The organism is Bradyrhizobium sp. 35 (assembly GCF_023073215.1).
Taxonomy (GTDB): Bacteria; Pseudomonadota; Alphaproteobacteria; order Rhizobiales; family Xanthobacteraceae; genus Bradyrhizobium; species Bradyrhizobium canariense_D.
This window is the reverse complement of sequence record NZ_JADPJC010000157.1, coordinates 532,742-558,557: the sequence shown is the minus strand read 5'-3', so window position 1 is coordinate 558,557 and position 25,816 is coordinate 532,742. Positions and strand designations below refer to the sequence as shown.

Genomic DNA, 25,816 nt, shown 5'->3' with positions numbered 1-25,816 from the left:
CATTTGCGGCGCGCGCAATTGATCACAGGGCCAGGCCGCCGCCAAATGCGCAGGCTGCATGGCACGCGCGCGTCACGCCGGTACCGGCGCGGTGTTGACCGCGTGGCAGGCGACGCCGTCGATCAATTCAGGTGCTTCCCTACGGCAGAGATCGAACGCCAGCGGGCAGCGCGGATTAAAGGCGCACCCGGACGGCGGGTTGATCGGGTTCGGGATCTCGCCCTTCACGGGGATGCGCTGGCGGCCGCTCATGGCAAGATCAGGCACGGCGCCAAGCAGCATCTTGGTATAGGGCATGCGCGGATGGGCAAACAGCTCGCGCCCTTCCGCGATCTCGACGATGCGGCCGAGATACATCACACCGACGCGGCTCGCCATGTGGCGGACGACGGCGAGGTTGTGGCTGATGAACATGTAGGTCAAGCCGAACTTGTCCTGGAGGTCGCGCATCAGGTTCAGGATCTGCGCCTGCACGGAGACGTCAAGCGCGGAGGTCGGCTCGTCGCAGACGATAAACTCCGCGTCGGAGGCGAGCGCGCGCGCGATCGCGATGCGCTGACGCTGGCCGCCCGAGAATTCGTGCGGAAATTTCAACCTGTCGTCGGGATGCAGGCCGACGAGGGTGAGAAGCTCTCCGACCCGCGCCTGGATGTCGCGCTCGCCCTCGATCAGGTCGAACGCGCGGATTGGCTCGGAGATGATGGCGTCGACTCGGAAGCGTGGGTTCAGGCTCGCATAGGGATCCTGAAAGATCATCTGGATGCGGCGGCGCAGTTTCCGCCGCGCCTGGGCCTGCCGCGGATCGGTCATTGAGATGCCGTCGATCAAGACGTTGCCGGAGCTTGGCGGCAGCAAGCCGACGACCATCCGCGCCACCGTGGTCTTGCCCGAGCCGGATTCGCCGACCAGTGCAAAGGTCTCGCCCTTCCTGATGTCGAAGGTGACGCCATCGACGGCCTTGAGATATTCGAGCTGCCCGCCTTCGAGCATGCGGTTGAGCCAGGGTTTCGAGACGTCGAAGACGCGGCGCAGATTCGTGGCCTGGATGAAGGGAGCGCTCATGCCGCGCTCTCCGCCGGCACGCCGTCATAGAGATGGCAGGCGACGGCTTGCGTGCCGCGCGGCAGCGGCTCCGGCCTCTCCACGCGGCATCGGTCGAATGCGAATGCGCAGCGCGGATTGAACGAACAGCCGCGCGGGATCGCCGACAGGCGCGGCATGGAGCCGGGGATCTGCACCAGACGCTTGTCGTCGCCGGCAAGCGTCGGGATCGCTCCCATCAGGCCCTTGGCGTAGGGGTGCAGCGGGTTCCTGACCACGTCCTGCACCGGACCGATCTCGGCGACGCGGCCGGCATACATCACCGCGACCCGGTCGGAGGTCTCGGCGATCACGCCCATGTCGTGGGTCACCAGCATCACCGCAGTGCCGTGATCGCGGCCGAGACGCTTGATCAGCGAGATGATCTGCGCCTGCACGGAAACGTCGAGCGCGGTGGTCGGCTCGTCGGCGATGATCAGCTCCGGTTCGGCGCAGATCGCGAGCGCAATCACCACGCGCTGGCGCATGCCACCGGAGAATTCGTGCGGATAGCCGTCGATGCGCTTTTCCGGAGCCGGGATTCCAACTTCGGCGAGCAGGTCGATGGCTCGGCGGCGGGCGGCGGTCTCGGACAGGTTCAGATGCGTTCTGATCGTCTCGATAAGCTGGTCGCCGACGCGGTAGAGCGGATTGAGCGAGGTGAGGGGGTCCTGGAAGATCATGCCGATCCGTTTTCCCCGGATACGGCGCAGCTCCTCTGCCGGCAAATTGTCGATGCGCAGGCCCGCAAGGCGAATCTCGCCGCCGGCGATGCGGCCCGGCGGATCGATCAGGCCGATCACAGCCAAGCCCGTGACGGACTTGCCGGCGCCGGATTCGCCGACCACGCCGAGTACCTCGCCCTTGGCGATGTCTAAGGAGACGCCATCGATGGCGCGTAGCGTGCCGCGGCGGGAGGCGAACTCGACCTGAAGATTACGCACGGAGAGGATGGGGTCGGTCATGAGCGAGACGCTCTCATCCAGGTTTTGCTCATCCGAATCATGCTCATCCAAGTCTCGCTCATCCGAGTCTTGCTCATCGAAATGTTGTTCATCGGAGCTTCGGGTTGAGCGCGTCGCGCAGCCAGTCGCCGAGCAGGTTGATCGACAGGATCAGGGCAGCGAGCGCGATACCAGGGAAGGCCACAATCCACCATTCGCCCGCGAACAGGTAGTTGTTGCCGATGCGGATCAACGTGCCGAGCGAGGGCATTGTGTCGGGCAGGCCGACGCCAAGGAAGGACAGCGTTGCCTCGGTGATGATGGCGAGCGCAAGGTTGATCGTGGCGATGACCAGGATCGGACCCATCGTGTTTGGCAGCACATGGCGGAACATGATCTTTGGTGCGGGAAGGCCGATCAATTGCGCGGCCGCCACGTAATCCTTGTTCTTCTCGACCATCACGGAACCGCGCACCGTGCGGGCATACCCGACCCAGAAACTCAGGCCAATCGAGATCACCAGCACCACCAGCATGCTGGTTGCATCCAGCCGGTTGCCGAGGATCGATTTGGCGATGCCGTTGACCAGCAGCGCGATCAGGATGGCGGGAAAAGTGAGTTGCACGTCGGCGATCCGCATGATCACGCCGTCCACCGCGCCCCCGAAATAGCCGGCGACCAGGCCAAGCGCGATGCCGAGCGCGCCGGCGAAGATCACGCCGGCCACGCCGACGGCGAGCGAGATGCGCAGCCCGTAGAGAATGGCGGAGAACACGTCGCGGCCCTGCTCGTCGGTGCCGAGCAGGAACGGGCTCTGCCCCTCGGCGGTCCAGAGCGGTGAGATCCGGGAATTCATCAATTGGAGCTGTGCCGGATCGAACGGGTCCTGCACCGCGAGCGCGGAGGCAAAGATCGCGAGCAGGAAGAACAGCACGGTAATGACTGCCGCCACCATGGTCAGCTTGGATCGGCGAAACGAATAGAAGATGTCGCTGTTGAGTGCGCGACTGAACCAGCTGCGGGCGGCATGCGTCGGCAGCGTGCTCGGCTTGTCGGGATGAGAGGCGACCACTTCGGACATACAGGCTGCCTTATGTGGCGCGGCCGACGGTCGCGCGCAGGCGCGGATCGACGACGGTGTAGAGGATGTCGACCACCAGATTGATGGTGACGAAAATCAGTGAGACCATCAGCAAGTAGGCGGCCATAATCGGGATATCGACGTTTTGCACGGCCTGTACGAACAGAAGTCCCATGCCGGGCCATTGGAACACGGTTTCGGTGATGATCGAAAATGCAATAACCGAGCCAAACTGCAGGCCGGCTACCGTGATCACCGGAATCAGCGTGTTCTTCAGCGCGTGGCCGAAATGAATGGCACGGGTTGTCAGCCCGCGGGCGCGGGCAAAGCGGATATAATCTGTCCGAAGCACTTCCAGCATCTCCGCGCGCACCAGCCGCATGATCAGGGTCATCTGGAACAGGCCGAGCGTGATCGAGGGCATGATCAGCGCCTTCAGGCCCGACAATGTGAGCAGGCCCGTGGTCCACCAACCCAGCTTGACGACTTCGCCCCGGCCGAACGAGGGCAACCAGCCCAACGTCACTGCGAACAGGTAGATCAGAAGGATGCCGATCAGGAAAGTCGGCAGCGAGATGCCAATCAGCGAAACCGCCTGGAATAATTTGGCGAGCAGGGTGTCGCGCCTGAGCGCCGAATAGACGCCCATCAGGATGCCGGAGATCATTGCAAATACGGTCGCGCAGATCGCAAGTTCCAGCGTTGCCGGCATACGCTCCATCAACAGCGTCGAGACCGGCTGGCGGAATTGATAGGAGACGCCGAACTTGAATTGCGCCGCATCGGCGAAATAGCGCACGAACTGCACCGGCACGGGATCATCGAGGCCCAGCGACTTGCGCACGGCGGCGCGTTCGGCCGCCGGCGTATCAAGCGAGACGATCTGGTTGATGGGGTCGCCGGCGAAGCGGAACATCGAGAACGCGATGATGCCGACGGCGAACATGACGCCGATGGCCTGAACGGCCCGGCGAAGAGTGAAAGCGAGCATGCCTTCCACTTTCCTTGAGTGTGCGTCTGGCCGACGTCTTTGTCAGCCGAAAAAGGAAAGGTCCCGGTAGCCTGACGCTGCCGGGACCTTGTGTTCAACTGACGCTATTCCTTCTTGGTCGCCCAGTGGAACATGACCAGATTGTCGGCGCGCTGCGGCAGGTTGACCTTTTTCGATACGCCCCAGGCCAGCGCCTGCTGGTGCAGCGGAATATAAGCCCAGTCCTTGATGCTGATCTCATACGCTTGCTTGATCAGCTGGTTGCGCTTTGTGGTCTCGGTTTCGACCAGCACCTTGTCGGTGATGGCGTCGAATTCCTTGTTGCAATAGCCGCCGAGATTGGCCTCGCCGCGCGATGATTTCGCATCGTCGCGACAGCCCATGATGTCGTAGAGCACGTTATGGGAGTCCATCGTGCTCGGCGTCCAGCCCAGCATGTAGAACGAGGTCTGATAGCCGCCCTGCTTCAACACCTTGGCGAAGTATTGCGCCTTGGGCTGCGCCAGCAGATTGATCTTGACGCCGATGCGGGCAAGCATGCCCACGACGGCCTGGCAGATCGCCGCGTCGTTGACGTACCGATCGTTCGGGCAATCCATGGTGACCTCGAAGCCTTCGGGGTACCCGGCCTCGGCCAGGAGCTTCTTGGCACCATCTGGATCGAACTTCGGCCGGGTGAACTCCTTGGACAGCACGAACAATTCCGGAGCGATCATCAGCGCCGAGGGCGTGGACAGCCCGCGCATCACCCGCGTCTTGATCAGCTCGATGTCGATGGCTTTGTAGAAGGCTTCGCGGACCTTGACATCCTTGAACGGGTTCTTGCCCTTGATGTTGGAGTAGAGCAGCTCGTCACGCGTCTGATCGAATCCGATGAAGATGGTGCGCAACTCAGGGGCCTTCAGCACCTGGGCATTCGGGCTCGCATCGACGCGGGAGATGTCCTGGATCGGCACCGGCTCGATCACGTCCACTTCACCCGAGAGCAGCGCGGCGACGCGGGTGGCATCGGACGAGATCGGGGTGAAGATAATCTCCTTCAGATTACCTTCCATCTTGCCCCAGTAGTTGGGATTGGCCTTGAACACGGTCTTCACACCGGGCTGATGGCTTTCGATGATGAAGGGACCGGTGCCGTTCTCGTGAAGCGAGGCATAGCTCGGAGAGGTCGCGGACACCGGCGTCGGCTCGACCGCTTTGTTCTCCTCAGCCCATTTCTTGTCCATGATGTACCAGACATCCCACGACGAATGCAGAATGGGATTGGGCGAGGGCAGGACGAAATCGACGGTGTAGTCGTCGACCTTGACGACCTTGACGTTGGGCGCCAGCCGGGTCTGCATGTTCGAGTTCTTGTTGCGGACGCGATCGGCGGAGAACAGCACGTCGTCGGCGGTGAAGGGGTCGCCGTTATGAAATTTGACGCCCTTGCGCAAATGGAAGCGCCAGCGGGTCGGCTCCGGTGTCTCCCAGCTCTCAGCCAGCGCCGGGATGATCTTCAGGTCCTTGTCGCGCGCGGTGAGGCCTTGATAGACGTGACCGAGATGAGCGTGCGTGGTGGACTCGTTCAGCGAATACGGATCAAGCGACTTGAGATCGCCCTGGTTGGCGTAGCGCAGCGTCTGGCTCGACGCCGGCGAGACCGCCAACGCAAGCATACTGGCGAGCGTCGCCGCAAACAGACTTCGTCCGACTGACATTCTTGACCTCTCCACTCGCCCGCACCGTCATTTTTGATTGTTCGGCGGGGCTGATCGAACCATGTTGCCCAGAGTTCTCGACCCGTGCAAGCGTCATTCCAGCAAGGAACGCGCCAAGTTGCACCGCTGTGCAGCAATGCTGACCGGCATGACGGGAGGACGGGCGCGGCCGCGGCCGATTTTGATTGACCATATCCGCCGATCGGGGAAGCCGGAGCGCCGCCACCGGCTTCAGGTCGCTTGCGTTGTACACCGCCTCGCGGCGATACTGCAGTAGGCCGCTCGAATCTCATCTGGAGGGGACATGAAAGTTAACATCGAAATCGACTGTACCCCCCTCGAAGCCCGTCAGTTCATCGGATTGCCCGACCTGGCACCAATGCAGACGGCGGTCATGGACAAGCTGCAGCAGCAGGTTCTGAGCAACATCGACAAGGTCTCGCCGGAATCGCTGATCCAGAGCTGGTTCACCTTCGATCCAAAGCTTGCCGAGCGATTTCAGGACATGTTCGTCACCATGGCCGGCCTCGGCGGCACGCGCAGCGGCGATAAGAAGAAATAATGCCGCCCGGTCCGGACGGGCCGCAGACCTCAGGCCGGCTTCGTCCGCCGGGCCTTGCTTTGCTGCTCGCCGAAGCCCGTGGGTTGCTCGAACTCAACGCCAGCCTGCTGCTGTCGCCGGTCCTGATGCGGGCGCCAAAAGGCGACGGCCATCCGGTGCTGGCGCTGCCTGGCTTCCTCGCCAGCGATCTCTCGATGGCGCCGATGCGGCGCTATCTCAGCGAGCTTGGCTATGAGGCACATGCCTGGCGGATGGGCCGAAATTTCGGCGGGTTCGGACGGATGCGGGATTCGTTGCGCGCCCGTCTCGCCGAAATCCATGCTGCGAGCGGCCGCAAGGTCAGCCTGGTCGGATGGAGTCTCGGCGGCGTCTATGCGCGCGATCTCGCGCTCCAGGCGCCCGACATGGTCCGCAATGCCATCACGCTCGGCAGCCCTTTTGCCAATGACATACGGGCGACCAATGCGACGCGGCTCTACGAGATGATGTCCGGCGAGCGTGTCGAGGATTTCGCCGAGCTGCGCGTGGCGGTCGCCGGCGATCTTCCGGTGCCAGCGACGTCGATCTATTCGCGCGCCGATGGGATTGTGAACTGGCGGACCTGCCTGCTGCGTCCCTCCGACCGTGCCGAGAACATCGAGGTGCACCTGGCGAGCCATATCGGGCTTGGGGTGAATCCCGCGGCGCTGTGGGCCGTGGCGGACCGTCTTGCGCAACCGGAGGGAGAGTTCTGGCCATTTGACAGGGCAGGGCCGTTTGCCATTGCATATGCCCCGCCGGAACAGGCAGTATCGGCCTGACGAGAAGCGCCGCCTAAGGGCGCCCGTCAAATTCGGGAGGGAACTATGGCTGACGGTAAGAAGCTGTCGTCGCTGGACGCGTCGTTTCTCTATCTGGAAACGCCGGAAATGCCGATGCATGTCGGGAGCATGGCGATCTTTCGTCTGCCGGACGACTACAAGGGCGACTTCTTCGAAGATTTCAAGGCGATGATCGTCTCGCGCCTGCACATCGCGCCGATCCTCAAAGCGCGGCTGGAGAAGGCGCCGCTCGATATCGATCATCCCTCCTGGATCGAGGACGATCAGTTCGACATTGACCGTCACATCTTCCGCGCCAGCCTGCCGCAGCCGCGCGACCGCGCTACGCTCGAACGCATCGTGGGCTGGATGCACGCCAAGCTCTTGAACCGTGCCCGCCCGCTCTGGGAGTTCTACGTGTTCGAGGGCATGAAGGACAACGAGGTCGGGCTCTATTCCAAGATGCATCATGCCGCCATCGACGGCGGCGCCGGTGCGGCGCTGACCAACATGATCTACGACATCTCGCCGATCCCGCGGAAGGTCGATCCGCCGACCGCGGGAGCGAAGCCCGGGCAGGAGCCGCGCGACATCGCAGCGAACCTGGTCGATTCCTACCAGCAGCTTTTCACCCAGCCGCTCGATGCATCGGCGGCCGCGAAGAATCTGCAGCTGCCACGCACCGGCAAGAGCGATATCGGTTCGATCCTGTTCGACAATGCGATGTACCAGATCGAAAGTGCGGTGCGCTTTGCCGGCAACATCCCAACCATGGTCAAGAGCGTCTCGGACGTGCTCGGCAAGATATCCGATCCAAAATCGCGCGAGAGCCTCGCCAGCATGGTCTCGCCGCCGACCATGCTCAACAAATCGATCTCGTCCGAGCGCAGCTTCGCCGGTGTCTCGATTTCGCTGTCGCGATCCAAGGCGCTGGCCAAGCAGGCCGGCGGCAAACTCAACGACGTCGTGCTGGCGCTCGCTTCCGGGGTGGTCCGGCGCTACCTGCAGCAACATGGAACGCTGCCGGCGAAGTCCTTGACCGCTGCCGTACCGATCTCGCTGCGCGAGGAGGGCAACACCGACGCCAACAACCAGGTGTTCGGCATGATCTGCTCGATCGCAACCAACATCGACGATCCCAAGGCACGCCTGGAAGCCATTATCGCGCAATCGACCAAGTCCAAGGAGATGTCGCATCCGCTGCGGGCTCTGATGCCGCAGATCTCCAATATCTCGATGCTGGGCGCGCCGATTGTCGTGCAGATCATGGCGCTGCTCTACAGCCGCTCCGACTTGTCGAATGTGTTGCCGCCGGCTGCGAACATTACGGTGTCCAACGTGCCGGGGCCGCGGCAGACGCTCTACGCCGCGGGCGCGGAGCTGTTGCACATCTTCCCGGTATCGATCTCGACGCACGGACAGGCGCTCAACATCACCGTGCAGAGCTATCGCGACCAGCTCGATTTCGGCTTCATCGTCGGCGCCAACATCATTCCGCACGTGGAGGTGATGTGCGACATGCTGCCGGAAGAATTCGCCGCGCTCGAGGCTGCCTATGCTTCGCCCGCGGCGGACATCAAGGGCGCCGCTGAGTAGGAATGTTCCGATGATTGAAATGCCACCGCTCAAGTTCGTACAGACGAACGGAATCCGCATGGGCTATTACGAGGCGGGCCCGGTTACAGACAAGCCGCCGATGGTGCTGTGCCATGGCTGGCCCGAACTCGCATTTTCCTGGCGCCACCAGATCAAGGCGCTGAGCGAGGCCGGCATCCGCGTGATCGCGCCGGACCAGCGCGGCTACGGCGCGACCGACCGGCCAGAGCCGGTCGAGGACTACGACATCGAGCACCTGACCGGCGATCTGATCGGCCTGCTCGACCATCTTCAGATCGATAAGGCGATCTTCGTCGGCCATGACTGGGGCGGTTTTATCGTCTGGCAGATGCCACTCCGGCACATCGACCGGGTCGCCGGCGTGGTCGGCATCAATACGCCTCATACCAACCGCGCCTGGGCCGATCCGATCGAGCTCCTGCGCGCGCGCTTCGGCGAAAAGATGTATATCGTGCAGTTCCAGGATCCCGCGCGTGAGCCCGACAAGATCTTTGGCAGTCGCGTCGAGCAGACCTTCGATGCCTTCATGCGCAAGCCCGTAGCGCGCCCGGCAGATGCTCCGGCGGAGGAAGTCGTCGCGGGTGTCGGTGCCTCCCCGCGACTGAACCTGGCATTTCCGCAGATGATCGCGGGCTACGATGCGAAGCACGATCCTCGCACGCCGATCCTGTCGCCGGAAGAGAAAAAGGTGTTCGTGGACAATTTCACCAGGACGGGCTTCACCGGCGGCATCAACTGGTACCGCAATATGTCCCGCAACTGGATGCGCGCCGAAGGGCTCGATCATACGGTGCGCGTGCCGTCGCTGATGATCATGGCCGAGAACGACGCGGTGTTGCCGCCGTCTTCCGCCGATGGCATGGACAAGCTGATCCCCGATCTGGAAAAATATCTGGTCCGCGACAGCGGCCATTGGACGCAGCAGGAGAAGCCGGAGGAAGTCAGCGCCAAGCTGATCGAATGGCGTAGAAGGCGGTTTGGCTAGCTCGCAACGACGGCGTTGAATACCGAGGCAGGGGAAGCACTTTTAATGTCATCGAAGAACCGTCTGGACCCGATCCCGCAGCCGCCGACCAAGCCGGTGGTCGGCAACATGCTGTCGCTGGATTCGGCCGCACCGGTGCAGCATCTGACCCGGCTTGCCAAGGAGCTGGGGCCGATCTTCTGGCTCGACATGATGGGCTCGCCGATCGTGGTCGTCTCCGGCCACGATCTCGTCGACGAGCTCTCCGACGAGAAGCGTTTCGACAAGACGGTGCGCGGTGCCCTGCGGCGGGTGCGCGCGGTCGGCGGCGACGGCTTGTTCACGGCCGACACCAGGGAGCCGAACTGGAGCAAGGCGCACAACATCCTGCTCCAGCCTTTCGGCAACCGCGCCATGCAGTCCTATCACCCGAGCATGGTCGACATCGCGGAGCAGCTCGTGGGCAAATGGGAACGGCTCAACGCCGACGACGAGATCGACGTCGTCCACGACATGACGGCGCTGACGCTGGATACCATCGGCCTGTGCGGCTTCGACTACCGCTTCAATTCGTTCTACCGGCGCGATTACCACCCCTTCGTCGAGTCGCTGGTGCGCTCGCTCGAAACCATCATGATGACGCGCGGCCTGCCGTTCGAGCAGCTCTGGATGCAGAAGCGGCGCAAGACCATGGCTGAAGATGTCGACTTCATGAACAGGATGGTCGACGAGATCATTGCGGAGCGCCGCAAGGGAGGCGAGGCGACCGACGACAAGAAGGATATGCTTGCGGCGATGATGACGGGCGTCGATCGCTCGACCGGCGAGCAGCTCGACGACGTCAACATCCGCTACCAGATCAACACGTTCCTGATCGCAGGCCACGAGACCACCAGCGGCCTGTTGTCCTGCGCGCTCTATGCGTTGCTCAAGCACCCCGACATTCTCAAAAAAGCCTATGACGAGGTCGACCGCGTCCTCGGTCCCAATGTCGACGTGCGTCCGACCTATCAACAGGTCACGCAGCTCACTTATATCACGCAGATCCTCAAGGAGGCGCTGCGGCTATGGCCGCCGGCGCCGGCCTATGGCATCTCCCCACTGAACGACGAGGCTATCGGCGGCGGCAAGTACAAGCTCAGGAAGGGCACGTTCACCACCATCCTGGTGACCGCGCTGCATCGCGATCCCTCTGTCTGGGGTCCCAACCCGGATGCGTTCGATCCGGAGAATTTCAGCCGGGAGGCGGAAGCCAAACGGCCGATCAATGCCTGGAAGCCGTTCGGCAACGGCCAGCGCGCCTGCATCGGCCGCGGCTTCGCCATGCACGAGGCCGCGCTCGCGCTCGGCATGATCCTCCAGCGCTTCAAGCTGGTCGACCACCAGCGCTACCAGATGCATCTGAAGGAAACGCTCACGATGAAGCCGGAAGGCTTCAAGATCAAGGTCCGTCCGCGCGCCGATCGCGAGCGCGGCGCCTATGGTGGACCTGTAGCGGTGTCGTCGGCGCCGAAGGCACCGCGCCAGCCCACCGCGCGCCCCGGCCACAACACGCCGATGCTCGTACTTTACGGCTCCAATCTCGGCACCGCCGAAGAGCTGGCGACGCGGATGGCCGACCTTGCCGAGATCAACGGCTTTGCCGTGCATTTGGGGCCGCTCGACGATTACGTCGGCAAGCTGCCGCGGGAGGGCGGCGTCCTGATCATCTGCGCCTCCTATAACGGCGCGCCGCCGGACAATGCGACACAATTTGTCAAATGGCTCGGCGACGAGCTGCCGAAGGATGCGTTTGCCGATGTGCGCTACGCCGTGTTCGGCTGCGGCAACAGCGACTGGGCCGCGACCTATCAATCGGTACCGCGCTTCATCGATGAACAATTATCGGCGCATGGTGCGCGCGCGGTCTATCCGCGTGGCGAAGGCGATGCGCGCAGCGATCTCGACGGCCAGTTTCAGAAATGGTTCCCGGCGGCCGCCCAGGTCGCGACCAAGGAATTCGGCATCGACTGGAATTTCACCCGTACCGCGGAGGATGATCCGCTCTACGCGATCGAGCCGGTCGCGGTGACCGCCGTCAACACCATCGTCGCCCAGGGCGGCGCGGTGGCCATGAAGGTGCTGGTCAATGACGAGCTTCAGAACAAGGCCGGTTCCAATCCGTCGGAGCGCTCGACGCGCCACATCGAGGTGCAGCTGCCGTCCAACATCACGTACCGCGTCGGCGATCATCTGAGTGTGGTCCCGCGCAACGATCCGACGCTGGTGGATTCGGTTGCCCGTCGCTTCGGCTTCCTGCCGGCCGACCAGATCAGGCTTCAGGTCGCCGAAGGCCGCCGCGCGCAATTGCCGGTCGGCGATGCCGTGTCAGTGGGCCGCCTGCTCAGCGAGTTCGTCGAGCTCCAGCAAGTGGCGACACGGAAGCAGATTCAGATCATTACCGAGCATACGCGTTGTCCGGTCACGAAACCAAAACTGCTGGCCTTCGTTGGCGAGGAGGCTGAAACACTCGAGCGTTATCGCACCGAGATTCTGGCGAGGCGAAAATCGGTGTTCGATCTGCTGCTCGAATATCCGGCCTGTGAATTGCCGTTCCACGTCTATCTGGAAATGCTCTCCCTGCTGGCGCCGCGCTATTACTCGATCTCGTCTTCGCCGTCGGTCGACCCGGTTCGTTGCAGCGTCACGGTCGGCGTGGTTGAAGGACCGGCCGCCTCCGGCCGCGGCACGTACAAGGGTATCTGCTCGAACTATCTCGCCAATCGACGCGCGGGCGACGTTATCCATGCAATCGTGCGTGAGACCAAGGCCGGCTTCCGGCTCCCGGACGATCCATCCGTGCCGATCGTCATGATAGGCCCGGGCACGGGACTGGCGCCGTTCCGCGGCTTCCTCCAGGAGCGCGCCGCGCGCAAGGCCAACGGCGCCGCGCTCGGCCCGGCCATGCTGTTTTTCGGCTGCCGTCATCCCGGTCAGGATTTTCTCTACGCGGACGAGCTGAAGGCGCTGGCGGGGAGCGGCATCACCGAGCTGTTCACGGCGTTCTCGCGCGCGGAGGGGCCAAAGACCTACGTGCAGCACGTCCTCGCTGCGCAGGAGGACAAGATCTGGCCGCTGATCGAGCAGGGCGCGATCGTCTATGTCTGTGGCGACGGCAGCAAGATGGAGCCCGACGTGAAGGCGGCGCTGGTCGCGATCCATCGCGAGAAGAGCGGCAGCGATGCCGCCACGGCTGCCCGCTGGATCGAGGAGATGGGTGCAAAGAACCGGTATGTGCTGGACGTATGGGCGGGTGGATAACCCGGCAGCCGGACGTGCTAAAGCTCTCGCATGATTCCCTGGGAAAAGATCGATACCGCCAAAATCCCCGGCTCCGATGAAGAGCTTCGCCTGATGCGGCGAGGCAAGGAGTTCTCCATCAAGCTCGGCACCGACGAGCTGATGAACAACCGCCTGTCGGGCTCCGAGGCCGCGCTCGCCACGCTCGCGGCGAAGCAGATCGAGACGGTCGCAAAACCTGTCGTCCTCATCGGGGGCCTGGGCATGGGTTTTACGCTGCGTGCTGCGCTGACCGTGCTCGGAAGCAAGGCGAAGATCGTGGTTTGCGAGCTCGTGCCGGCGGTGGTCGCCTGGGCGCGGGGTCCGATGGCGCAGGTGTTCGGCGACAGTCTCGATGACGTCAGGGTGAGCATTCGGGAAACCGACGTTGGCGAAATCATCCGGGCGCAGCGGTCGGCATTCGATGCCATCCTCCTCGACGTCGATAACGGGCCGGAAGGGCTGACCCGGAAGGGCAATGATGCGCTCTACAATGCGAGCGGGTTGAAGGCGGCGAAGACGGCGCTGCGGACGGGCGGCGTGCTCGCGGTCTGGTCCTCGGGGCCCAACCCGGCCTTCACCAAGCGGCTCGGGAGCGCCGGATTCGAAGTCAACGAAGTCAATATCCGCGCCACCGGAAGAGGCGGTGGCGCACGTCACGTGATCTGGCTGGCGAGGAAGAGCTAGGCCGCCTGCCCAGCAACCGGTTCGATCCGTCAGAACATCGTGTTGTTGTTCGCCGGATTTTCCGGGATCGGTTGCACGACGTCCCAGTGTTCGACAACCTTGCCGTTCTCCAGCTTGAAGATGTCGACGATCGCATTGCCCCTGCTGCCGGGCTCGCGAACCGCGTGAACGTGCAGGATGACGTAGTCGCCATCCACGAAGCTGCGCTTGATCTCGCTGTGCGAGTTCGGGAATTTCTCGCGCAGGAAGCCAATGAACTTTCGGAAGCCGTCCGGGCCATCGGCTGCGTTTGGATTGTGCTGGACGTAGCGGTCGCCGATGTGGGCGAGGGCTGCATCGGCGTCCTTTTGGTTGAGCCCCTTCTCGTAGAACGCAAGCACAGTTTTGCGATTGGCTTCTTCTTGCGCGCCACCCGCCATCGCGGCGCCGCTGGCGAGGGACAGCGAGAGGACTGAAGCAGCGACGATTGCGGCCGACCGGACGATGAGATGCATGTGAACTCCGAGAGGCCGCGGCCTCTTTGTTGGCGATTGAGGTTCTCGGCGATTGAAGGAGGCCTGTATAGCTTTCGCACCGGCACGCGTTAAGAGAGTAACCGGCAGCTCACATGGTCACCGTGAGGAGACTGTCTGCGTCGGTCAATCTACGCCGCCTGCACCTCCGCGCCATGGGCGTGCTTGGCGATGGCGTCGATGATGTCCGGCCAGAACCGCATCGGCAGCGCGTGGCCCATGCCGTCGATCATCAGCAGCTTGGCCCCCGGAATTGACTCTGCCGTGTCCCTGCCGCCCTCGGGGCGGACCAGCGGATCGACGGTGCCGTGGATGACGAGTGTCGGCGTCTTGACGCCATGCAGCCGCTCCTTGCGGCTACCCGAGGCGAGCACCGCGCGGAGCTGCCGGCCGACACCGGCCGGATTGAGCCCGCGCGCGAACACGCGCTCGGCACGACCGGGATCGAGCGCCTCTTCCTCCGGGAAGGACCCGGCCCGCAACACGTTCCAGGTCTGGCCGTAGCGGACGATGAACTCCTCCTTGCTGCGCGGCGGCGGCGCCATCAGCATCGCGGCGGCCTCGCGTGTCGGGGGCGGCAGGCGCGGATTGCCGGTCGTCGACATGATCGAGGTGAGCGAGCGCACCCGCTCGGGAAACGACAACGTCACTTCCTGCGCAATCATGCCGCCCATGGACGCCCCGACCAGGTGCGCCGACTTGATGCCGAGCGCATCCATCAGCCCGATAGTGTCTTTTGCCATGTCGATCAGCTTGTAGGTTGCGGCCACGGGAATCCTGAGGAATCGGAGCTTCAACAGCTCGAGCGGCGTCAGACGCTTGCCGCCTGTGAGATGGCTCGACTTGCCGATGTCGCGATTGTCGAACCGGATGACGCGAAAGCCGTGCGCGGCGAGCTGCTCACAGAACGCATCGTCCCAGTGGATCATCTGGGCGCCTAACCCCATGATCAGAAGCAGCGGCTCGGCACTGTCGTTGCCGAAAGTCTCGTAACAGATGTCGATGCCGTTGGCGTGGACGGTTTGCGGCGGATGATAGGCGTTCACGGGTGCGTTCCCTCGGCTTTTGATTAATGCTGTATCGCACGGTTTCCCCTCGCAATGAAGCCGCGTCCGCGACACCGGACCCGCTGCTTGCCGGTTGACCGGCACCTCGCAACGGTGTGGTATGGCGAAAAAGGAAGGGCATCGAAGCTCTCGCTTTCAGGAGGACGCCGATGACCGACAAAAGCAACGACCCCATTGCCATGTGGCAGAAGATGGTTGGCGAGATGGAGAAGGGGTTCAACTCCTTCGCCAATCAGGCCATGTCGTCGCCCGAGTTTTCGCAAGCCGTGAACCGGGCCGGCGGCGTTGCTGCAGGTGCTCAGAAGCAGCTCGGCGACCTCATGGAGAAATATCTGGTCTCCATGAATCTGCCGAGCCGGGACCAGGTCACCGGCCTTGCGGAACGGCTACAGTCCATCGAAGGACAGATCGGTGAGATCAAGTCGATGCTGAGCCAGATGGCGGCAAGTTCCGGAATTTCTCAGGGCTCCGATACTGCATTGCGCCCGCCGCGCACCAAGCGCCCGCCGTCTGAAGGCGGAGAGAAGACATGAATGCACCCGCCGGATTAGACTTCGCAGGGATCCCGGAGCGCATCCAGTCCGAGGTGCAACGCGCCATCCAGAGAAGCATCAAGGGCGTCGAATATTTCTCGACGTCCGGCCCCACGCTCGGGTCGACGCCGAAGGACATGCTGCATTCACGCGGCACGATGAGCCTCTACCACTATCGACCGATGTCCGACGAGATCTATCGAATTCCGATTTTGATCGTGATGGCGACCACCAATCGCGGTTACATTCTCGACCTCGTGCCCGGCCAGAGTTTCATCGAGTTCCTGTTGAAGCGCGGCTACGACGTCTACATGCTCGACTGGAGCGCGCCACGGCCGGAGGAGAAGAGCCTCCGCATGGAGGATTATGTCCTCGACTTCATCCCGGACTGCATCCGCCGCGTGCAGCAGGATTCCGGCGAACAGGACGTCTCCGTCATCGGCTATTGCTTCGGCGGCGTGCTGTCGCTGCTCTACGGCTCGATCCACAAGGATGGGCCGATGAAGAATTTGATCTGCTTCACCACGCCGATCGACTTTCGCGAGATGAAGCTGTTCTCGAACTTCTCCGACCGTCGCTATTTCGACGTCGATCGCCTCGTCGACAGCGTCGGCAACGTGCCGCCCGAGATGATCCTGTCGTCGTTCGAGATGCTGCGCCCGGCCTCCCGCACCGTCAGCCAGATCCAGCTCTGGGAAAACATCTGGAACGACGAGTTCGTCAAATCCTACCGGATGTTCGACCGCTGGGCGACCGACACGCTGCCGCTGGCCGGCGAATATTTCCGCACCATCACCAAGGACCTGATGTGGGACAACAAGCTGTTCAACGACACCATGTCGGTCGGCGGCCGTGCGGCGAAGCTCGAGGACATCAAGGTGCCGTTCCTGCATGCGGTCGCCGAGCATGACCACATCGTGCCGTATGAGGCGGCAAAGCACCTGATCGCCAAGATCGGATCGGAGGACAAGGAGGAGGTGATGCTGAAGGGCGGTCACGTCTCGCTGGTCGCCGGCGCCAATGCGGTGAAGCGGCTGTGGCCGAAACTGGATTCCTGGCTGGGGAAGAGATCGACATGAGTGAGCAGCGTTCCTATCCGCGCCATGTGAAGACGGACGCGGGCGATATCGAGATCCGCCTGATGTCCCCGGCGGACGAAGCCGCGGTGCTCGCCTTCGGCAAGGGCCTGCCGACCCACGACCTGTTGTTCCTGCCGCGCAACATCAGTGAGCCGAAGGTGCTCTCCGCCTGGGTCAAGGAGATCGCGCGCGGCGCGATCACGAGCCTGCTCGCGGTCAGGGACGGCACGGTCGTCGGCTGCGGCACGCTGGTGCGCGATCCGCACTCCTGGTCGCCTCATGTCGGCGAGATCCGAATGGTGGTTTCGCTCGACGTGCGCGGGAAGGGGGTGGGAAGGACGCTGTCGCAGGAGACCTTCGCCCTCGCGCTCGGGGCCGGCCTCGAGAAGCTCTCGGTCCAAATGACGGTCGATCAGCAGGCGGCGATCACGCTGTTCGAGAGCCTTGGCTTCAAGGCCGAGGCACTGCTGCGCGACCATGTTCGCGACGTCGACGGCAAGACCCACGATATCGTGGTGCTCGGGCACAACATCGCGCAGGTCCAGGCCCAGATGGAGGCCTATGGGCTGCTTGGCGCCGCCCAGCATTGAGAACCGCTGGACGGTGTTCGGGAACCCGGATGGTCAGGGAGGCGCCAGATCCCTCTCAACATGGCTATTCACGGTTTCGTGATATCGCACTGCAATATGGATATTGCATCGCACAATTAACTATGGCATATAAGCCGTGCCCCGGGCCAAAACCGGACGGGGTGAGCCCATAGCTCAACCAATGAGGATGGAGAGACCCCCAATGACCACCGAAACCAACACCGCTTTCGAAGGCTTCAAGGACGCGTTCAAGAACATCCAGAACCTGGAAGTTCCCGAGGCCGCCCGCGAGTTCGTCAAGAAGTCCGCCAACACTGCCAAGGATCGTGCTGCCGAGGTGTTCGCTGGCTCCGAGCGCGTGACCGCCGCCGTCGAAAACGCGGTGACCGAGACCGTCACCGAAGCCGGCAAGATCAGCCGCAACATCCAGCAGGCGATCTACGAGGACGCCGAGGCATTCTTCGCGGGCATCGACAAGCTCGCGTCCGCCAAGTCGTTCAGCGAAGCTGTCGAGATCCAGTCCGGCCTGCTCCGCGCCCGCGGCGAAGCGTTCGTCTCGCGCGCCAAGGCGACCACCGACTATTTCGGCAAGCTCGCCGCTAACGGTGCGAAGTCCGCTCAGGACAATTTTGCCAAGGTCTACAACAAGACCGCCTGATACGGCCCCCTGAGTAAAAACTGAATTTGAGGCCCGCTTCGGCGGGCCTTTTGTTATTCCGCCGTAGCTGTCATTGCGAGCGAAGCGAAGCAATCCAGTCTGCCTCCTTGGAAAGACTCTGGATTGCTTCGCTTCGTTCGCAATGACGGATAGGGTGATGCTGTGATGACTCCATCAGGCGCCTTCTCTTTCGACACTCCCGGCGATGCCGAACGCGCAGCCGAATTGCGCCGCGTGAAAGCGCTGGCGACGCTGGTGCTGGGCTCGACGCTTGTCCTGTTCGTCGTTGCGAAATGGCTGCTGCCCGTACATCCCGTGTTCGGATTCATCGCGGCCTTCGCCGAAGCCGCGACCATCGGCGGGCTCGCCGACTGGTATGCGGTGGTCGCGCTGTTCAAGCGTCCACTCGGCCTGCCGATCCCACACACCGCGATCATCCAGAGCAACCAGGCCCGTATCGCCGACAAGCTCGGCGAGTTCATCCAGGTGCATTTCCTCGAGGCCGCTCCCGTCGAGGCCAAGCTGAAGGAGATCGATTTCGGCTCCTTCGTCGCCGACTGGCTGCGCGATCGCAAGCGCAGCGATGACCTCGCGCGCTTTGCGCTGCGCCTGCTGCCGGAGGCTGTCTCCGCGACCGAGAGCTCCGGTCTGATGACCTTCATCATCCGCCGCATGTCCTCGCAGCTCCAGGCCGTCGATCTGGCGCCGCTCGCGGCCGGCACGTTGCGCGGCTTCGTCGCGGAAGGGCGGCACCAGATCCTGTTCGACGATCTTCTGCGCGTGATGCACGAGACGCTGAACCAGACCGAGACGATGGCGATCATCCGCGAGAAGGTGCGCGCGGAATTGCCAACCTTGCTCAGGCTCTATCGCGCCGACAAGTTTCTGGTGAACAAGATCGTGGCCTCCGCCACCGCGTTCTTCAATGAAGTGCGCAGCGATCCCAAACATCCTTTTCGCGGCGAGTTCGATCGCATGGTGCTGAGCTTCGTCGACCGGCTCGGCACCGACCAGGCCTATATCGACCGCATCGACGGCTTGAAGCGCGATCTGCTCGCGCGTCCCGAGCTTGCCGATCTCGCCCGCACCGTCTGGGCCAATACGCGGTCCTTCATCGAACGTAGTGCAAGCGGCGAGACGCAGGTGCTGCAGCATCATCTCGCGGGCATGTGTGTCGCGGCGGGCGAAGCGCTTGCGGGCGATGCCGAGCTGCGCGGCGAGATCAACAAGGGGCTGGTCGCGGTGCTGCGCAGTTTCGTCGCGGACCAGAAGAGCGGCGTCTCGACCTTCATCTCCGACCAGGTCAAATCGTGGGATATGGCGCAGCTGATTTCGCTGATCGAAATCAACATTGGCCGCGACCTGCAATACATCCGCTTCAACGGCTCGCTGATCGGCGGGCTGGCGGGTCTTGCGCTTTACTCCGTAGAATTCCTGCTTCGATTGTTGTGACTTTTGCGTCACGGACGTCAGCATTAACGCGCGGGCCTATTGTGGCCCGGGGTGTCTCCCGCTTGAATGTCGGGAACCCGCTGCCTAGCTGATTCATGTTGCGTTGCGGAACGATCAAGAAGCCGGCGTGTTGGAATCCCATACCCATTTGCCGGCAAACAACCGGTGGCCTTTTCAGCAATTTTCCCAAGGGGACCATGGATGACCGCTACTGCCCAGACGCTGAGCCCGCCGTCTCGCACCCTGATGTTCCTGGAAGGGCGAGCGATCCACGAGTTCGGCGCCTTCCTCGGCGCGCTGCCGCTGCTCAGCCTCGCGCCGCGCGGCGATGGGCATCCGGTGCTGGTTCTGCCGGGCCTCGTGGCCTCCGACGGGTCCACGCGTGCACTGCGCACCTTTCTGTCCGGCAAGGGCTATGCGGTGAGCGGCTGGCGCCAGGGCCGCAACTATGGCCTGCGCGAGGGCGTGCAGCACGCGATGGTGGATCTGGTTCAGGAGCTCAGCGACAGGCACGGCCGCAAGATCAGCCTGGTCGGCTGGAGCCTCGGCGGTCTCTATGCGCGCCAGCTCGCCAAGATGATGCCCGACCGCGTACGCCAGGTGATCACGCTCGGCAGCCCCTTTGCCGGCGATCCGCATTCGACCAATGCCTGGCGCGTCTATGAATGGGCGAGCGGGCGGAAGTCCAACGAGGTCGATCCGCAGTTCGGTGGCGATCTCGCCGTTCCGCCGCCGGTGCCGACCACGGCGATCTTCAGCCGCACCGACGGCGTCTGCGCCTGGCAGGGCTGCGTGGAGAAGACGGGCGCACAGACCGAGAGCATCGAAATCGAGAGCAGCCATTGCGGCATGGGCCATCATCCCGCCGCCGTCTTCGCGGTGGCTGATCGCCTTGCGCAGAAGGAAGGCAGCTGGCGGCCCTTCGACCGCAGCGGCTGGCGCAGCGTGGTCTATCCCGATCCGCATCGGTAATTCTTTGCCTCTCTCCGTAAGAACGGGGCAAGGGAGAAGAGCGTCGCACCCGTCCATTGTCGTGCCCGCACCAAACGCGCTATGCCTCGCGCATGGCGCATCCGTTGTCCCGCATCATCGATCAGCTCAAGCGCGAGCCGTCGCGCACCGGCTCTATCGTCATCACGGTATTCGGTGATGCCATCGTGCCGCGTGGCGGTTCGGTATGGCTCGGCACGCTGCTGGAATTCTTCGAGACCCTGGACATCGACAGCGGCGTGGTGCGTACCGCGATGTCGCGGCTTGCTGCCGATGGCTGGCTGACGCGCGAAAAGGTCGGCCGCAATAGTTTTTACCGCTTGGCCGACAAGGGCCGCCAGATCTTCGAGGCCGCGACGCGGCATATCTACGATCCGCCGCCGTCCGACTGGACCGGGCGCTTCGAGCTGCTTCTGATCGGCAATGGGGAGGATCGCGATGCCTCGCGCGAGGCGCTCCGCAATGCCGGCTTCGGCAGCCCGCTGCCGGGCGTGTGGGTCGCCCCGTCAGGCGTGCCAGTGCCCGGCGAGGCCGCGGGCGCCATCCGTCTGGAGGTCTCGGCCGAGGATGACAGTGGTCGCCGGCTGCTCAGTGCGAGCTGGCCGCTGGATCGCACCGCGGACGCCTATCTCAAGTTCATGAAGACGTTCGAGCCGCTGCGCGCCGCGATCGCGCGCGGCAGCGACTTGTCCGAGGCCGACGCCTTCACGGCGCGCATCCTCCTGATCCACCATTATCGCCGAGTCGTGCTGCGCGATCCGCTGCTGCCCGAAAGCCTGCTTCCGGCGAACTGGCCAGGCAAGGCCGCCCGTGCGTTGTGCGGCGACATCTATCGCGCGCTGCTTGTCCCATCGGAACAATGGCTTGATGGTCATGGGACCAATGAAAAGGGGCCATTGCCGCCGGCGCGGAAACTCCTGGAGAGGAGATTCGAGACTTGATTGTTATGTTACAGAAATATCTTGCGTGATCTGATTCTTGTTATATATTGCCCCTCAATAAAATGGGAGGATGCGCATGTATACCCAGGCGCTGAACACGGCCGAGACCGATGATCGCGGCCTCGAGGATGCGGCCAACGCTGCGCAGTTCCAGACGCGCATCGATGCCGAGGAGCGCATCGAGCCGAACGACTGGATGCCGGCGGCTTATCGCAAGACGCTGACCCGCCAGATCTCCCAGCACGCTCATTCCGAAATCGTCGGCATGCTGCCCGAAGGCAACTGGATCACGCGAGGGCCGTCCTTGCGCCGCAAGGCCGCGCTGCTCGCCAAGGTGCAGGACGAGTGCGGCCACGGGCTTTACCTCTATGCCGCGGCCGAGACGCTCGGCACTTCGCGCGAAGAGCTGGTCGACGCCATGCTCGCGGGCAAGGCAAAATATTCCTCGATCTTCAATTATCCGACGCTGACCTGGGCCGACATCGGCACCATCGGCTGGCTGGTCGACGGCGCCGCGATCATGAACCAGATCCCGCTGTGCCGCTGCTCCTACGGTCCCTATGCCCGCGCGATGATCCGCGTCTGCAAGGAGGAGTCGTTCCACCAGCGCCAGGGCTACGAGATCATGCTGACGCTGTGCCGTGGCTCGGACGAGCAGAAGGCGATGGCGCAGGATGCCTTGAATAGGTGGTGGTGGCCGGTGCTGATGATGTTCGGCCCGCCCGATGCCACCAGCCAGCACAGCGACACCTCGACGAAGTGGAAGATCAAGCGCTTCTCCAATGACGAGCTGCGGCAGAAGTTCGTCGACGCCACCGTGCCGCAGGCGCAATATCTCGGCCTGACCATTCCCGATCCCGGCATGATTCAGGACGCCGACGGGCACTGGCGCTACAGCGAGATCGACTGGACCGAGTTCAAGCAGGTGCTCGCCGGCAACGGCCCATGCAACCGGGATCGCATCGCGGCACGCCGCAAGGCGCACGATGAGGGCGCCTGGGTGCGCGAGGCGGCAGCTAGCTATGCCGCAAAGCGCACGCAGCGTCGAACTGCACAAGCGGCAGAGTAGGGAGATCGCGATGGCCACGCCGAACACGCCGCTGTGGGAAGTCTTCATTCGCAGCCGCAACGGGCTCGCGCACAAGCATGTCGGCTCGCTGCATGCGAGCGACGCCACGATGGCCTTGCAAGCCGCCCGCGATATCTACACGCGTCGCGGTGAGGGCCTTTCGATCTGGGTGGTGCCGTCGACGGCGATCACCGCAAGCGATCCCGCCGAGAAGGGCATGATGTTCGAGCCGGCGGAATCAAAGATCTACCGCCACCCGACGTTTTACGAGGTGCCTGAGGAAGTAGGACACATGTGATGGCGAACATCGAGGTCTCCGAAACACCGCTGGTGCTCTACGCATTACGCCGCGCCGACGACGCGCTGATCCTCGGCCACCGCCTGTCGGAATGGTGCGGGCATGCGCCGATGATGGAAGAGGACATGGCGCTCTCCAACATCGCGCTCGACCTCATCGGCCAGGCCCGCGAGCTCTACACCTACGCAGCCAAAGCCGAAGGCAAGGACAACGACGAAGACAAGCTCGCCTACCTTCGCGATGTCAGGCAGTATCGCAATCTGCTGCTCCTCGAGCAGCCGAACGGCGACTTTGCCCAGACGCTGGTGCGGCAGTTCTTCTATTCCGCCTTCGCCGATCTCTACTGGCGCGCCATGATGACCTCGCGCGATACGACGCTCGCTGCGATTGCCGCGAAGTCGGAGAAGGAGAGTGCCTATCACTTGCGGCATTCCTCGGAGTGGATGATCCGGCTCGGCGACGGCACCGACGAGAGCCATGCCCGCGCGCAGGCTGCGATCGATCATCTCTGGGCTTTCACCGGCGAGATGTTTGCCGTCGACGACGGCGAGCACGCCTTGATCCATGCCGGTATCGCCGTAGACCCAGGCACCTTGCGGGGTCGTTGGCTGACGACACTTTCGGATGTGATCGGCGAAGCAACGCTCAAGCTGCCGCAGAACGACTGGATGCAGCAGGGCGGCCGCGTGGGCCGGCACAGCGAGCATCTCGGCCATCTCCTCTCAGAGCTGCAATCGATACAGCGTACCTTCCCGGGGCAGACATGGTGACGGTGCTGGAGCCCCATAGCGACCTGCGCCGACGGGCCTGGGATGCCGCGGCGAGCGTGGTCGATCCCGAAATCCCGGTTTTGACCATCGCCGATCTCGGGGTGCTTCGTGATGTCGTCCTCGACGGCGATCAGGTCGAGGTCGCGATCACCCCGACCTATTCGGGCTGTCCGGCCATGAACATGATCGCGCTGGAAATCGAGGTCGCGCTGGAGCGCGCCGGTTTCCGCAGTCCAAAGGTCCGCACCGTGCTGTCGCCGGCCTGGACCACCGACTGGATGAGCGAAGAGGGCCGCCGGAAGCTTCATGCCTACGGCATCGCACCGCCGCAGGCCTCGAATTCACGCCGCGCGCTGTTCGGCGAGCAAGCCGTTGTGTGCCCGCAATGCGGCTCGGCGAATACCGAGCTGCTGTCCGAATTCGGCTCCACCTCCTGCAAGGCACTCTGGCGCTGCAGGGCGTGCCGCGAACCCTTCGATTATTTCAAGTGTCATTGACCATGTCAGCAGTCGCACCACGCTTTCATCGCCTGGCCGTCAACGACCTCCGCCGCGAGGCGTCGGACGCCATATCGCTGACATTCGCCATCCCGACGGAGCTTGCGACCGACTACGCTTTCACGCCCGGCCAATACCTCACACTCCGCACCATGCTGGATGGCGAGGAAGTGCGCCGCTCCTATTCGATCTGCTCCGGCCCCGACGACGGCGAGATACGGATCGCCGTCAAGAAGGTTGATGGAGGCGCGTTTTCGAGCTGGGCAGCGGACGATTTGAAGTGTGGCGACGCGCTGGACGTGATGACGCCCACGGGACGCTTCGGCGTGATCCCGCCGGCCGGCGGCGGCCGCATCCATGTCGGCTTTGCCGCTGGGTCCGGCATCACGCCGATCCTGTCGATCGTCAAGGGCGTCCTCGCGCGCGAAGCCGACAGCCGCTTCTTCCTGTTCTACGGCAATCGCACGACCGACAACATCATGTTCCTCGAGGCGCTCGAAGAGCTCAAGGATCGCTTCATCGACCGCCTCTCGATCTTCCACGTCATCTCGGGCGAGGAACAGGACATTCCGATCCTGCACGGCCGGCTCGACGGCGACAAGGTGAGGGTGCTGCTGCGCTCGCTGGTACCGGCGGAAAGCGTCGATCACGTCTTCATCTGCGGTCCGTCCGGCATGAGCGAGGACATCGAGGCGACCTGTCGCGATCTCGGCATCGCGGAGGAGCGTATCCATGTCGAGCGGTTTGTCTCGGAGTTCGGTGGCAAGCCGCGGCCGAAGAAGATCGTTGCGCCGCACGCGCCGCCGAAAGCGATCGCGTTGCTGATCATCGACGGCAAGCGCCGCGACGTGCCGGTGGCAGAGGACGAGGCGATCCTCGATGCGGCGCTACGCGCCGGTGTCGATCTGCCCTTCGCCTGTAAGGGTGGCATGTGCTCGACCTGCCGTGCCAAACTGGTGGAGGGCGAGGCGCCGATGGACATCAACTACTCGCTGGAACCCTGGGAGCTGAAGGCCGGCTTTGTCCTGACCTGTCAGGCCAAGCCATCGTCGGAGCGGGTCGTGGTCGACTACGACCACGTTTGACAGTTTTAGCCAGGCAGCAGAACATCGTGTCCAAACAATCGGACGGGAGAAGCGCGTGAACGTCAAAGCCGCCTTGTCGCCCGAGGATATTGCCCGCGCCTGCGCCGATGCGATGTGGGCGGAGGACGATGCCTCCAAAGGACTCGGCATGGAGATCGTCGAGATCGGCCCGGGGTTCGCGACGCTGGCGATGAATGTGCGGCCGGATATGGTCAACGGCCAGCGCATCGCCCATGGCGGCTTCATCTTCACGCTGGCCGATTCCGCCTTCGCTTTCGCGTGCAACTCGCACAACGACCGCGTCGTGGCGGCGCAGGGCCAGATCACCTTCATCAAGCCAGGCAAGCTCGGCGATCGCCTCGTCGCAAAGGCCCGCGAGGTCACGCGTGGCGGCCGCTCCGGCATCTATGACGTGCGCGTCACCGCCGGCGATACAGTCATCGCCGAATTCCGCGGGCATTCGCGGGTCATTCCCGGAAACTGGCTGCCGGCGCAGGATCAATAAAGAAAAACAATGATACGGGGAAACGA

At 63.2% G+C, this 25,816-nt stretch carries 26 protein-coding genes; 19 read left to right on the top strand and 7 right to left on the bottom strand.

Annotated elements, in window-relative coordinates; all coding sequences use genetic code 11:
* Nucleotides 1–72: 72 nt before the first annotated feature.
* The 5 genes from IVB36_RS34895 to IVB36_RS34875 form a co-directional block, all read right to left on the bottom strand.
* Nucleotides 73–1,062 carry an oligopeptide/dipeptide ABC transporter ATP-binding protein gene (locus IVB36_RS34895; protein ID WP_018457038.1) on the bottom strand — a complete coding sequence of 330 codons (990 nt, stop codon included), beginning with the start codon at nt 1,060–1,062 and terminating at the stop codon, nt 73–75.
* On the bottom strand, nt 1,059–2,045 hold the full coding sequence (locus IVB36_RS34890; RefSeq protein WP_247394409.1) for an ABC transporter ATP-binding protein: 987 nt from the start codon (nt 2,043–2,045) through the stop codon (nt 1,059–1,061). Before IVB36_RS34890 ends, IVB36_RS34895 begins: the two co-directional genes overlap by 4 nt.
* Nucleotides 2,046–2,133: 88 nt before the next feature.
* A complete protein-coding gene (locus IVB36_RS34885) occupies nt 2,134–3,105 on the bottom strand; it encodes an ABC transporter permease (RefSeq protein ID WP_018457036.1) in 972 nt (323 codons plus the stop codon).
* A 10-nt stretch (nt 3,106–3,115) separates the two neighbouring features.
* On the bottom strand, nt 3,116–4,096 hold the full coding sequence (locus tag IVB36_RS34880) for an ABC transporter permease (RefSeq protein ID WP_085362290.1): 981 nt from the start codon (nt 4,094–4,096) through the stop codon (nt 3,116–3,118).
* Between the two features lie 104 nt (nt 4,097–4,200).
* Nucleotides 4,201–5,796 carry an ABC transporter substrate-binding protein gene (locus IVB36_RS34875; RefSeq protein WP_247394407.1) on the bottom strand — a complete coding sequence of 532 codons (1,596 nt, stop codon included), beginning with the start codon at nt 5,794–5,796 and terminating at the stop codon, nt 4,201–4,203.
* A 304-nt stretch (nt 5,797–6,100) separates the two neighbouring features.
* Here IVB36_RS34875 and IVB36_RS34870 point away from each other — a divergent pair, with 304 nt between their 5' ends.
* The 6 genes from IVB36_RS34870 to IVB36_RS34845 are packed head-to-tail and all read left to right on the top strand — an operon-like array spanning nt 6,101 to nt 13,744.
* The gene (locus IVB36_RS34870) at nt 6,101–6,358 is read left to right on the top strand and encodes a DUF6489 family protein (RefSeq protein ID WP_007593837.1); all 258 of its coding nucleotides are present in this window, start codon (nt 6,101–6,103) and stop codon (nt 6,356–6,358) included.
* A complete protein-coding gene (locus IVB36_RS34865; protein WP_247394404.1) occupies nt 6,358–7,158 on the top strand; it encodes an alpha/beta hydrolase in 801 nt (266 codons plus the stop codon). Before IVB36_RS34870 ends, IVB36_RS34865 begins: the two co-directional genes overlap by 1 nt.
* 45 nt (nt 7,159–7,203) lie before the next feature.
* Entirely contained in the window at nt 7,204–8,754 is a 1,551-nt protein-coding gene (locus IVB36_RS34860; RefSeq protein WP_247394401.1) for a wax ester/triacylglycerol synthase family O-acyltransferase, read from the top strand.
* Between the two features lie 10 nt (nt 8,755–8,764).
* The gene (locus IVB36_RS34855) at nt 8,765–9,760 is read left to right on the top strand and encodes an alpha/beta hydrolase (protein WP_085385882.1); all 996 of its coding nucleotides are present in this window, start codon (nt 8,765–8,767) and stop codon (nt 9,758–9,760) included.
* 45 nt (nt 9,761–9,805) lie between these two features.
* Nucleotides 9,806–13,039, top strand: coding sequence for a cytochrome P450 (locus tag IVB36_RS34850; protein WP_247394643.1), 3,234 nt, complete (start codon nt 9,806–9,808; stop codon nt 13,037–13,039).
* Between the two features lie 30 nt (nt 13,040–13,069).
* The gene (locus IVB36_RS34845) at nt 13,070–13,744 is read left to right on the top strand and encodes a spermidine synthase (protein WP_247394381.1); all 675 of its coding nucleotides are present in this window, start codon (nt 13,070–13,072) and stop codon (nt 13,742–13,744) included.
* A 29-nt stretch (nt 13,745–13,773) separates the two neighbouring features.
* On the opposite strand, the gene IVB36_RS34840 is transcribed toward IVB36_RS34845, so the two are convergent.
* Nucleotides 13,774–14,238 (bottom strand): nuclear transport factor 2 family protein, encoded by a 465-nt coding sequence (locus IVB36_RS34840; protein ID WP_247394638.1) that lies wholly within the window; start codon nt 14,236–14,238, stop codon nt 13,774–13,776.
* Nucleotides 14,239–14,387: 149 nt separating this feature from the next.
* A complete protein-coding gene (locus IVB36_RS34835; RefSeq protein ID WP_247394634.1) occupies nt 14,388–15,302 on the bottom strand; it encodes an alpha/beta hydrolase in 915 nt (304 codons plus the stop codon).
* Nucleotides 15,303–15,472: 170 nt separating this feature from the next.
* Here IVB36_RS34835 and IVB36_RS34830 point away from each other — a divergent pair, with 170 nt between their 5' ends.
* The 13 genes from IVB36_RS34830 (at nt 15,473) to paaI (ending at nt 25,790) form a co-directional block, all read left to right on the top strand.
* Nucleotides 15,473–15,856: a hypothetical protein gene (locus tag IVB36_RS34830; protein WP_018457027.1), complete on the top strand. Its 384-nt coding sequence runs from the start codon at nt 15,473–15,475 to the stop codon at nt 15,854–15,856.
* Nucleotides 15,853–16,935: an alpha/beta fold hydrolase gene (locus IVB36_RS34825; protein WP_247394374.1), complete on the top strand. Its 1,083-nt coding sequence runs from the start codon at nt 15,853–15,855 to the stop codon at nt 16,933–16,935. Before IVB36_RS34830 ends, IVB36_RS34825 begins: the two co-directional genes overlap by 4 nt.
* Nucleotides 16,932–17,525, top strand: a complete 594-nt coding sequence (locus IVB36_RS34820) for a GNAT family N-acetyltransferase (protein ID WP_247394372.1) — start codon at nt 16,932–16,934, stop codon at nt 17,523–17,525. The genes IVB36_RS34825 and IVB36_RS34820 overlap by 4 nt, the downstream gene beginning before the upstream one ends.
* A 202-nt stretch (nt 17,526–17,727) precedes the next feature.
* The gene (locus IVB36_RS34815; protein WP_204510614.1) at nt 17,728–18,183 is read left to right on the top strand and encodes a phasin; all 456 of its coding nucleotides are present in this window, start codon (nt 17,728–17,730) and stop codon (nt 18,181–18,183) included.
* Between the two features lie 165 nt (nt 18,184–18,348).
* Nucleotides 18,349–19,635 carry a DUF445 domain-containing protein gene (locus IVB36_RS34810; RefSeq protein WP_018457023.1) on the top strand — a complete coding sequence of 429 codons (1,287 nt, stop codon included), beginning with the start codon at nt 18,349–18,351 and terminating at the stop codon, nt 19,633–19,635.
* 201 nt (nt 19,636–19,836) lie between these two features.
* Nucleotides 19,837–20,607, top strand: coding sequence for an alpha/beta hydrolase (locus IVB36_RS34805; protein WP_085362298.1), 771 nt, complete (start codon nt 19,837–19,839; stop codon nt 20,605–20,607).
* A gap of 92 nt (nt 20,608–20,699) precedes the next feature.
* Nucleotides 20,700–21,566, top strand: a complete 867-nt coding sequence (gene paaX, locus IVB36_RS34800) for a phenylacetic acid degradation operon negative regulatory protein PaaX (RefSeq protein ID WP_247394365.1) — start codon at nt 20,700–20,702, stop codon at nt 21,564–21,566.
* A 76-nt stretch (nt 21,567–21,642) separates the two neighbouring features.
* A complete protein-coding gene (paaA, locus tag IVB36_RS34795) occupies nt 21,643–22,635 on the top strand; it encodes a 1,2-phenylacetyl-CoA epoxidase subunit PaaA (RefSeq protein ID WP_247394628.1) in 993 nt (330 codons plus the stop codon).
* Nucleotides 22,636–22,645: 10 nt separating this feature from the next.
* Complete coding sequence (gene paaB / locus IVB36_RS34790) at nt 22,646–22,933, top strand: 1,2-phenylacetyl-CoA epoxidase subunit PaaB (protein WP_008136594.1); 288 nt, start codon at nt 22,646–22,648, stop codon at nt 22,931–22,933.
* Nucleotides 22,933–23,703 carry a 1,2-phenylacetyl-CoA epoxidase subunit PaaC gene (gene paaC / locus IVB36_RS34785; protein WP_085352161.1) on the top strand — a complete coding sequence of 257 codons (771 nt, stop codon included), beginning with the start codon at nt 22,933–22,935 and terminating at the stop codon, nt 23,701–23,703. Before paaB ends, paaC begins: the two co-directional genes overlap by 1 nt.
* Nucleotides 23,697–24,200 carry a 1,2-phenylacetyl-CoA epoxidase subunit PaaD gene (paaD, locus tag IVB36_RS34780; protein WP_018457018.1) on the top strand — a complete coding sequence of 168 codons (504 nt, stop codon included), beginning with the start codon at nt 23,697–23,699 and terminating at the stop codon, nt 24,198–24,200. Before paaC ends, paaD begins: the two co-directional genes overlap by 7 nt.
* Before the next feature lie 2 nt (nt 24,201–24,202).
* Entirely contained in the window at nt 24,203–25,285 is a 1,083-nt protein-coding gene (paaE, locus tag IVB36_RS34775) for a 1,2-phenylacetyl-CoA epoxidase subunit PaaE (RefSeq protein WP_247394347.1), read from the top strand.
* A 55-nt stretch (nt 25,286–25,340) separates the two neighbouring features.
* Nucleotides 25,341–25,790, top strand: a complete 450-nt coding sequence (paaI, locus tag IVB36_RS34770; protein WP_247394313.1) for a hydroxyphenylacetyl-CoA thioesterase PaaI — start codon at nt 25,341–25,343, stop codon at nt 25,788–25,790.
* The last annotated feature ends 26 nt before the right edge of the window (nt 25,791–25,816 follow it).

Coding starts and splice junctions, on each gene's coding strand:
- IVB36_RS34890 (WP_247394409.1), bottom strand. CDS start 2,045: ATGACCGACCCCATCCTCTCCGTGCGTAATCTTCAGGTCGAGTTCGCC.
- IVB36_RS34825 (WP_247394374.1), top strand. CDS start 15,853: ATGAATGCACCCGCCGGATTAGACTTCGCAGGGATCCCGGAGCGCATC.
- IVB36_RS34805 (WP_085362298.1), top strand. CDS start 19,837: ATGACCGCTACTGCCCAGACGCTGAGCCCGCCGTCTCGCACCCTGATG.
- IVB36_RS34840 (WP_247394638.1), bottom strand. CDS start 14,238: ATGCATCTCATCGTCCGGTCGGCCGCAATCGTCGCTGCTTCAGTCCTC.
- paaE (WP_247394347.1), top strand. CDS start 24,203: ATGTCAGCAGTCGCACCACGCTTTCATCGCCTGGCCGTCAACGACCTC.
- IVB36_RS34860 (WP_247394401.1), top strand. CDS start 7,204: ATGGCTGACGGTAAGAAGCTGTCGTCGCTGGACGCGTCGTTTCTCTAT.
- IVB36_RS34870 (WP_007593837.1), top strand. CDS start 6,101: ATGAAAGTTAACATCGAAATCGACTGTACCCCCCTCGAAGCCCGTCAG.
- paaD (WP_018457018.1), top strand. CDS start 23,697: ATGGTGACGGTGCTGGAGCCCCATAGCGACCTGCGCCGACGGGCCTGG.
- paaC (WP_085352161.1), top strand. CDS start 22,933: ATGGCGAACATCGAGGTCTCCGAAACACCGCTGGTGCTCTACGCATTA.
- IVB36_RS34855 (WP_085385882.1), top strand. CDS start 8,765: ATGATTGAAATGCCACCGCTCAAGTTCGTACAGACGAACGGAATCCGC.
- paaA (WP_247394628.1), top strand. CDS start 21,643: ATGTATACCCAGGCGCTGAACACGGCCGAGACCGATGATCGCGGCCTC.
- IVB36_RS34850 (WP_247394643.1), top strand. CDS start 9,806: ATGTCATCGAAGAACCGTCTGGACCCGATCCCGCAGCCGCCGACCAAG.
- IVB36_RS34885 (WP_018457036.1), bottom strand. CDS start 3,105: ATGTCCGAAGTGGTCGCCTCTCATCCCGACAAGCCGAGCACGCTGCCG.
- IVB36_RS34810 (WP_018457023.1), top strand. CDS start 18,349: ATGACTCCATCAGGCGCCTTCTCTTTCGACACTCCCGGCGATGCCGAA.
- paaX (WP_247394365.1), top strand. CDS start 20,700: ATGGCGCATCCGTTGTCCCGCATCATCGATCAGCTCAAGCGCGAGCCG.
- IVB36_RS34875 (WP_247394407.1), bottom strand. CDS start 5,796: ATGTCAGTCGGACGAAGTCTGTTTGCGGCGACGCTCGCCAGTATGCTT.
- paaB (WP_008136594.1), top strand. CDS start 22,646: ATGGCCACGCCGAACACGCCGCTGTGGGAAGTCTTCATTCGCAGCCGC.
- IVB36_RS34845 (WP_247394381.1), top strand. CDS start 13,070: ATGATTCCCTGGGAAAAGATCGATACCGCCAAAATCCCCGGCTCCGAT.
- IVB36_RS34815 (WP_204510614.1), top strand. CDS start 17,728: ATGACCACCGAAACCAACACCGCTTTCGAAGGCTTCAAGGACGCGTTC.
- IVB36_RS34880 (WP_085362290.1), bottom strand. CDS start 4,096: ATGCTCGCTTTCACTCTTCGCCGGGCCGTTCAGGCCATCGGCGTCATG.
- IVB36_RS34820 (WP_247394372.1), top strand. CDS start 16,932: ATGAGTGAGCAGCGTTCCTATCCGCGCCATGTGAAGACGGACGCGGGC.
- IVB36_RS34830 (WP_018457027.1), top strand. CDS start 15,473: ATGACCGACAAAAGCAACGACCCCATTGCCATGTGGCAGAAGATGGTT.
- IVB36_RS34865 (WP_247394404.1), top strand. CDS start 6,358: ATGCCGCCCGGTCCGGACGGGCCGCAGACCTCAGGCCGGCTTCGTCCG.
- IVB36_RS34895 (WP_018457038.1), bottom strand. CDS start 1,062: ATGAGCGCTCCCTTCATCCAGGCCACGAATCTGCGCCGCGTCTTCGAC.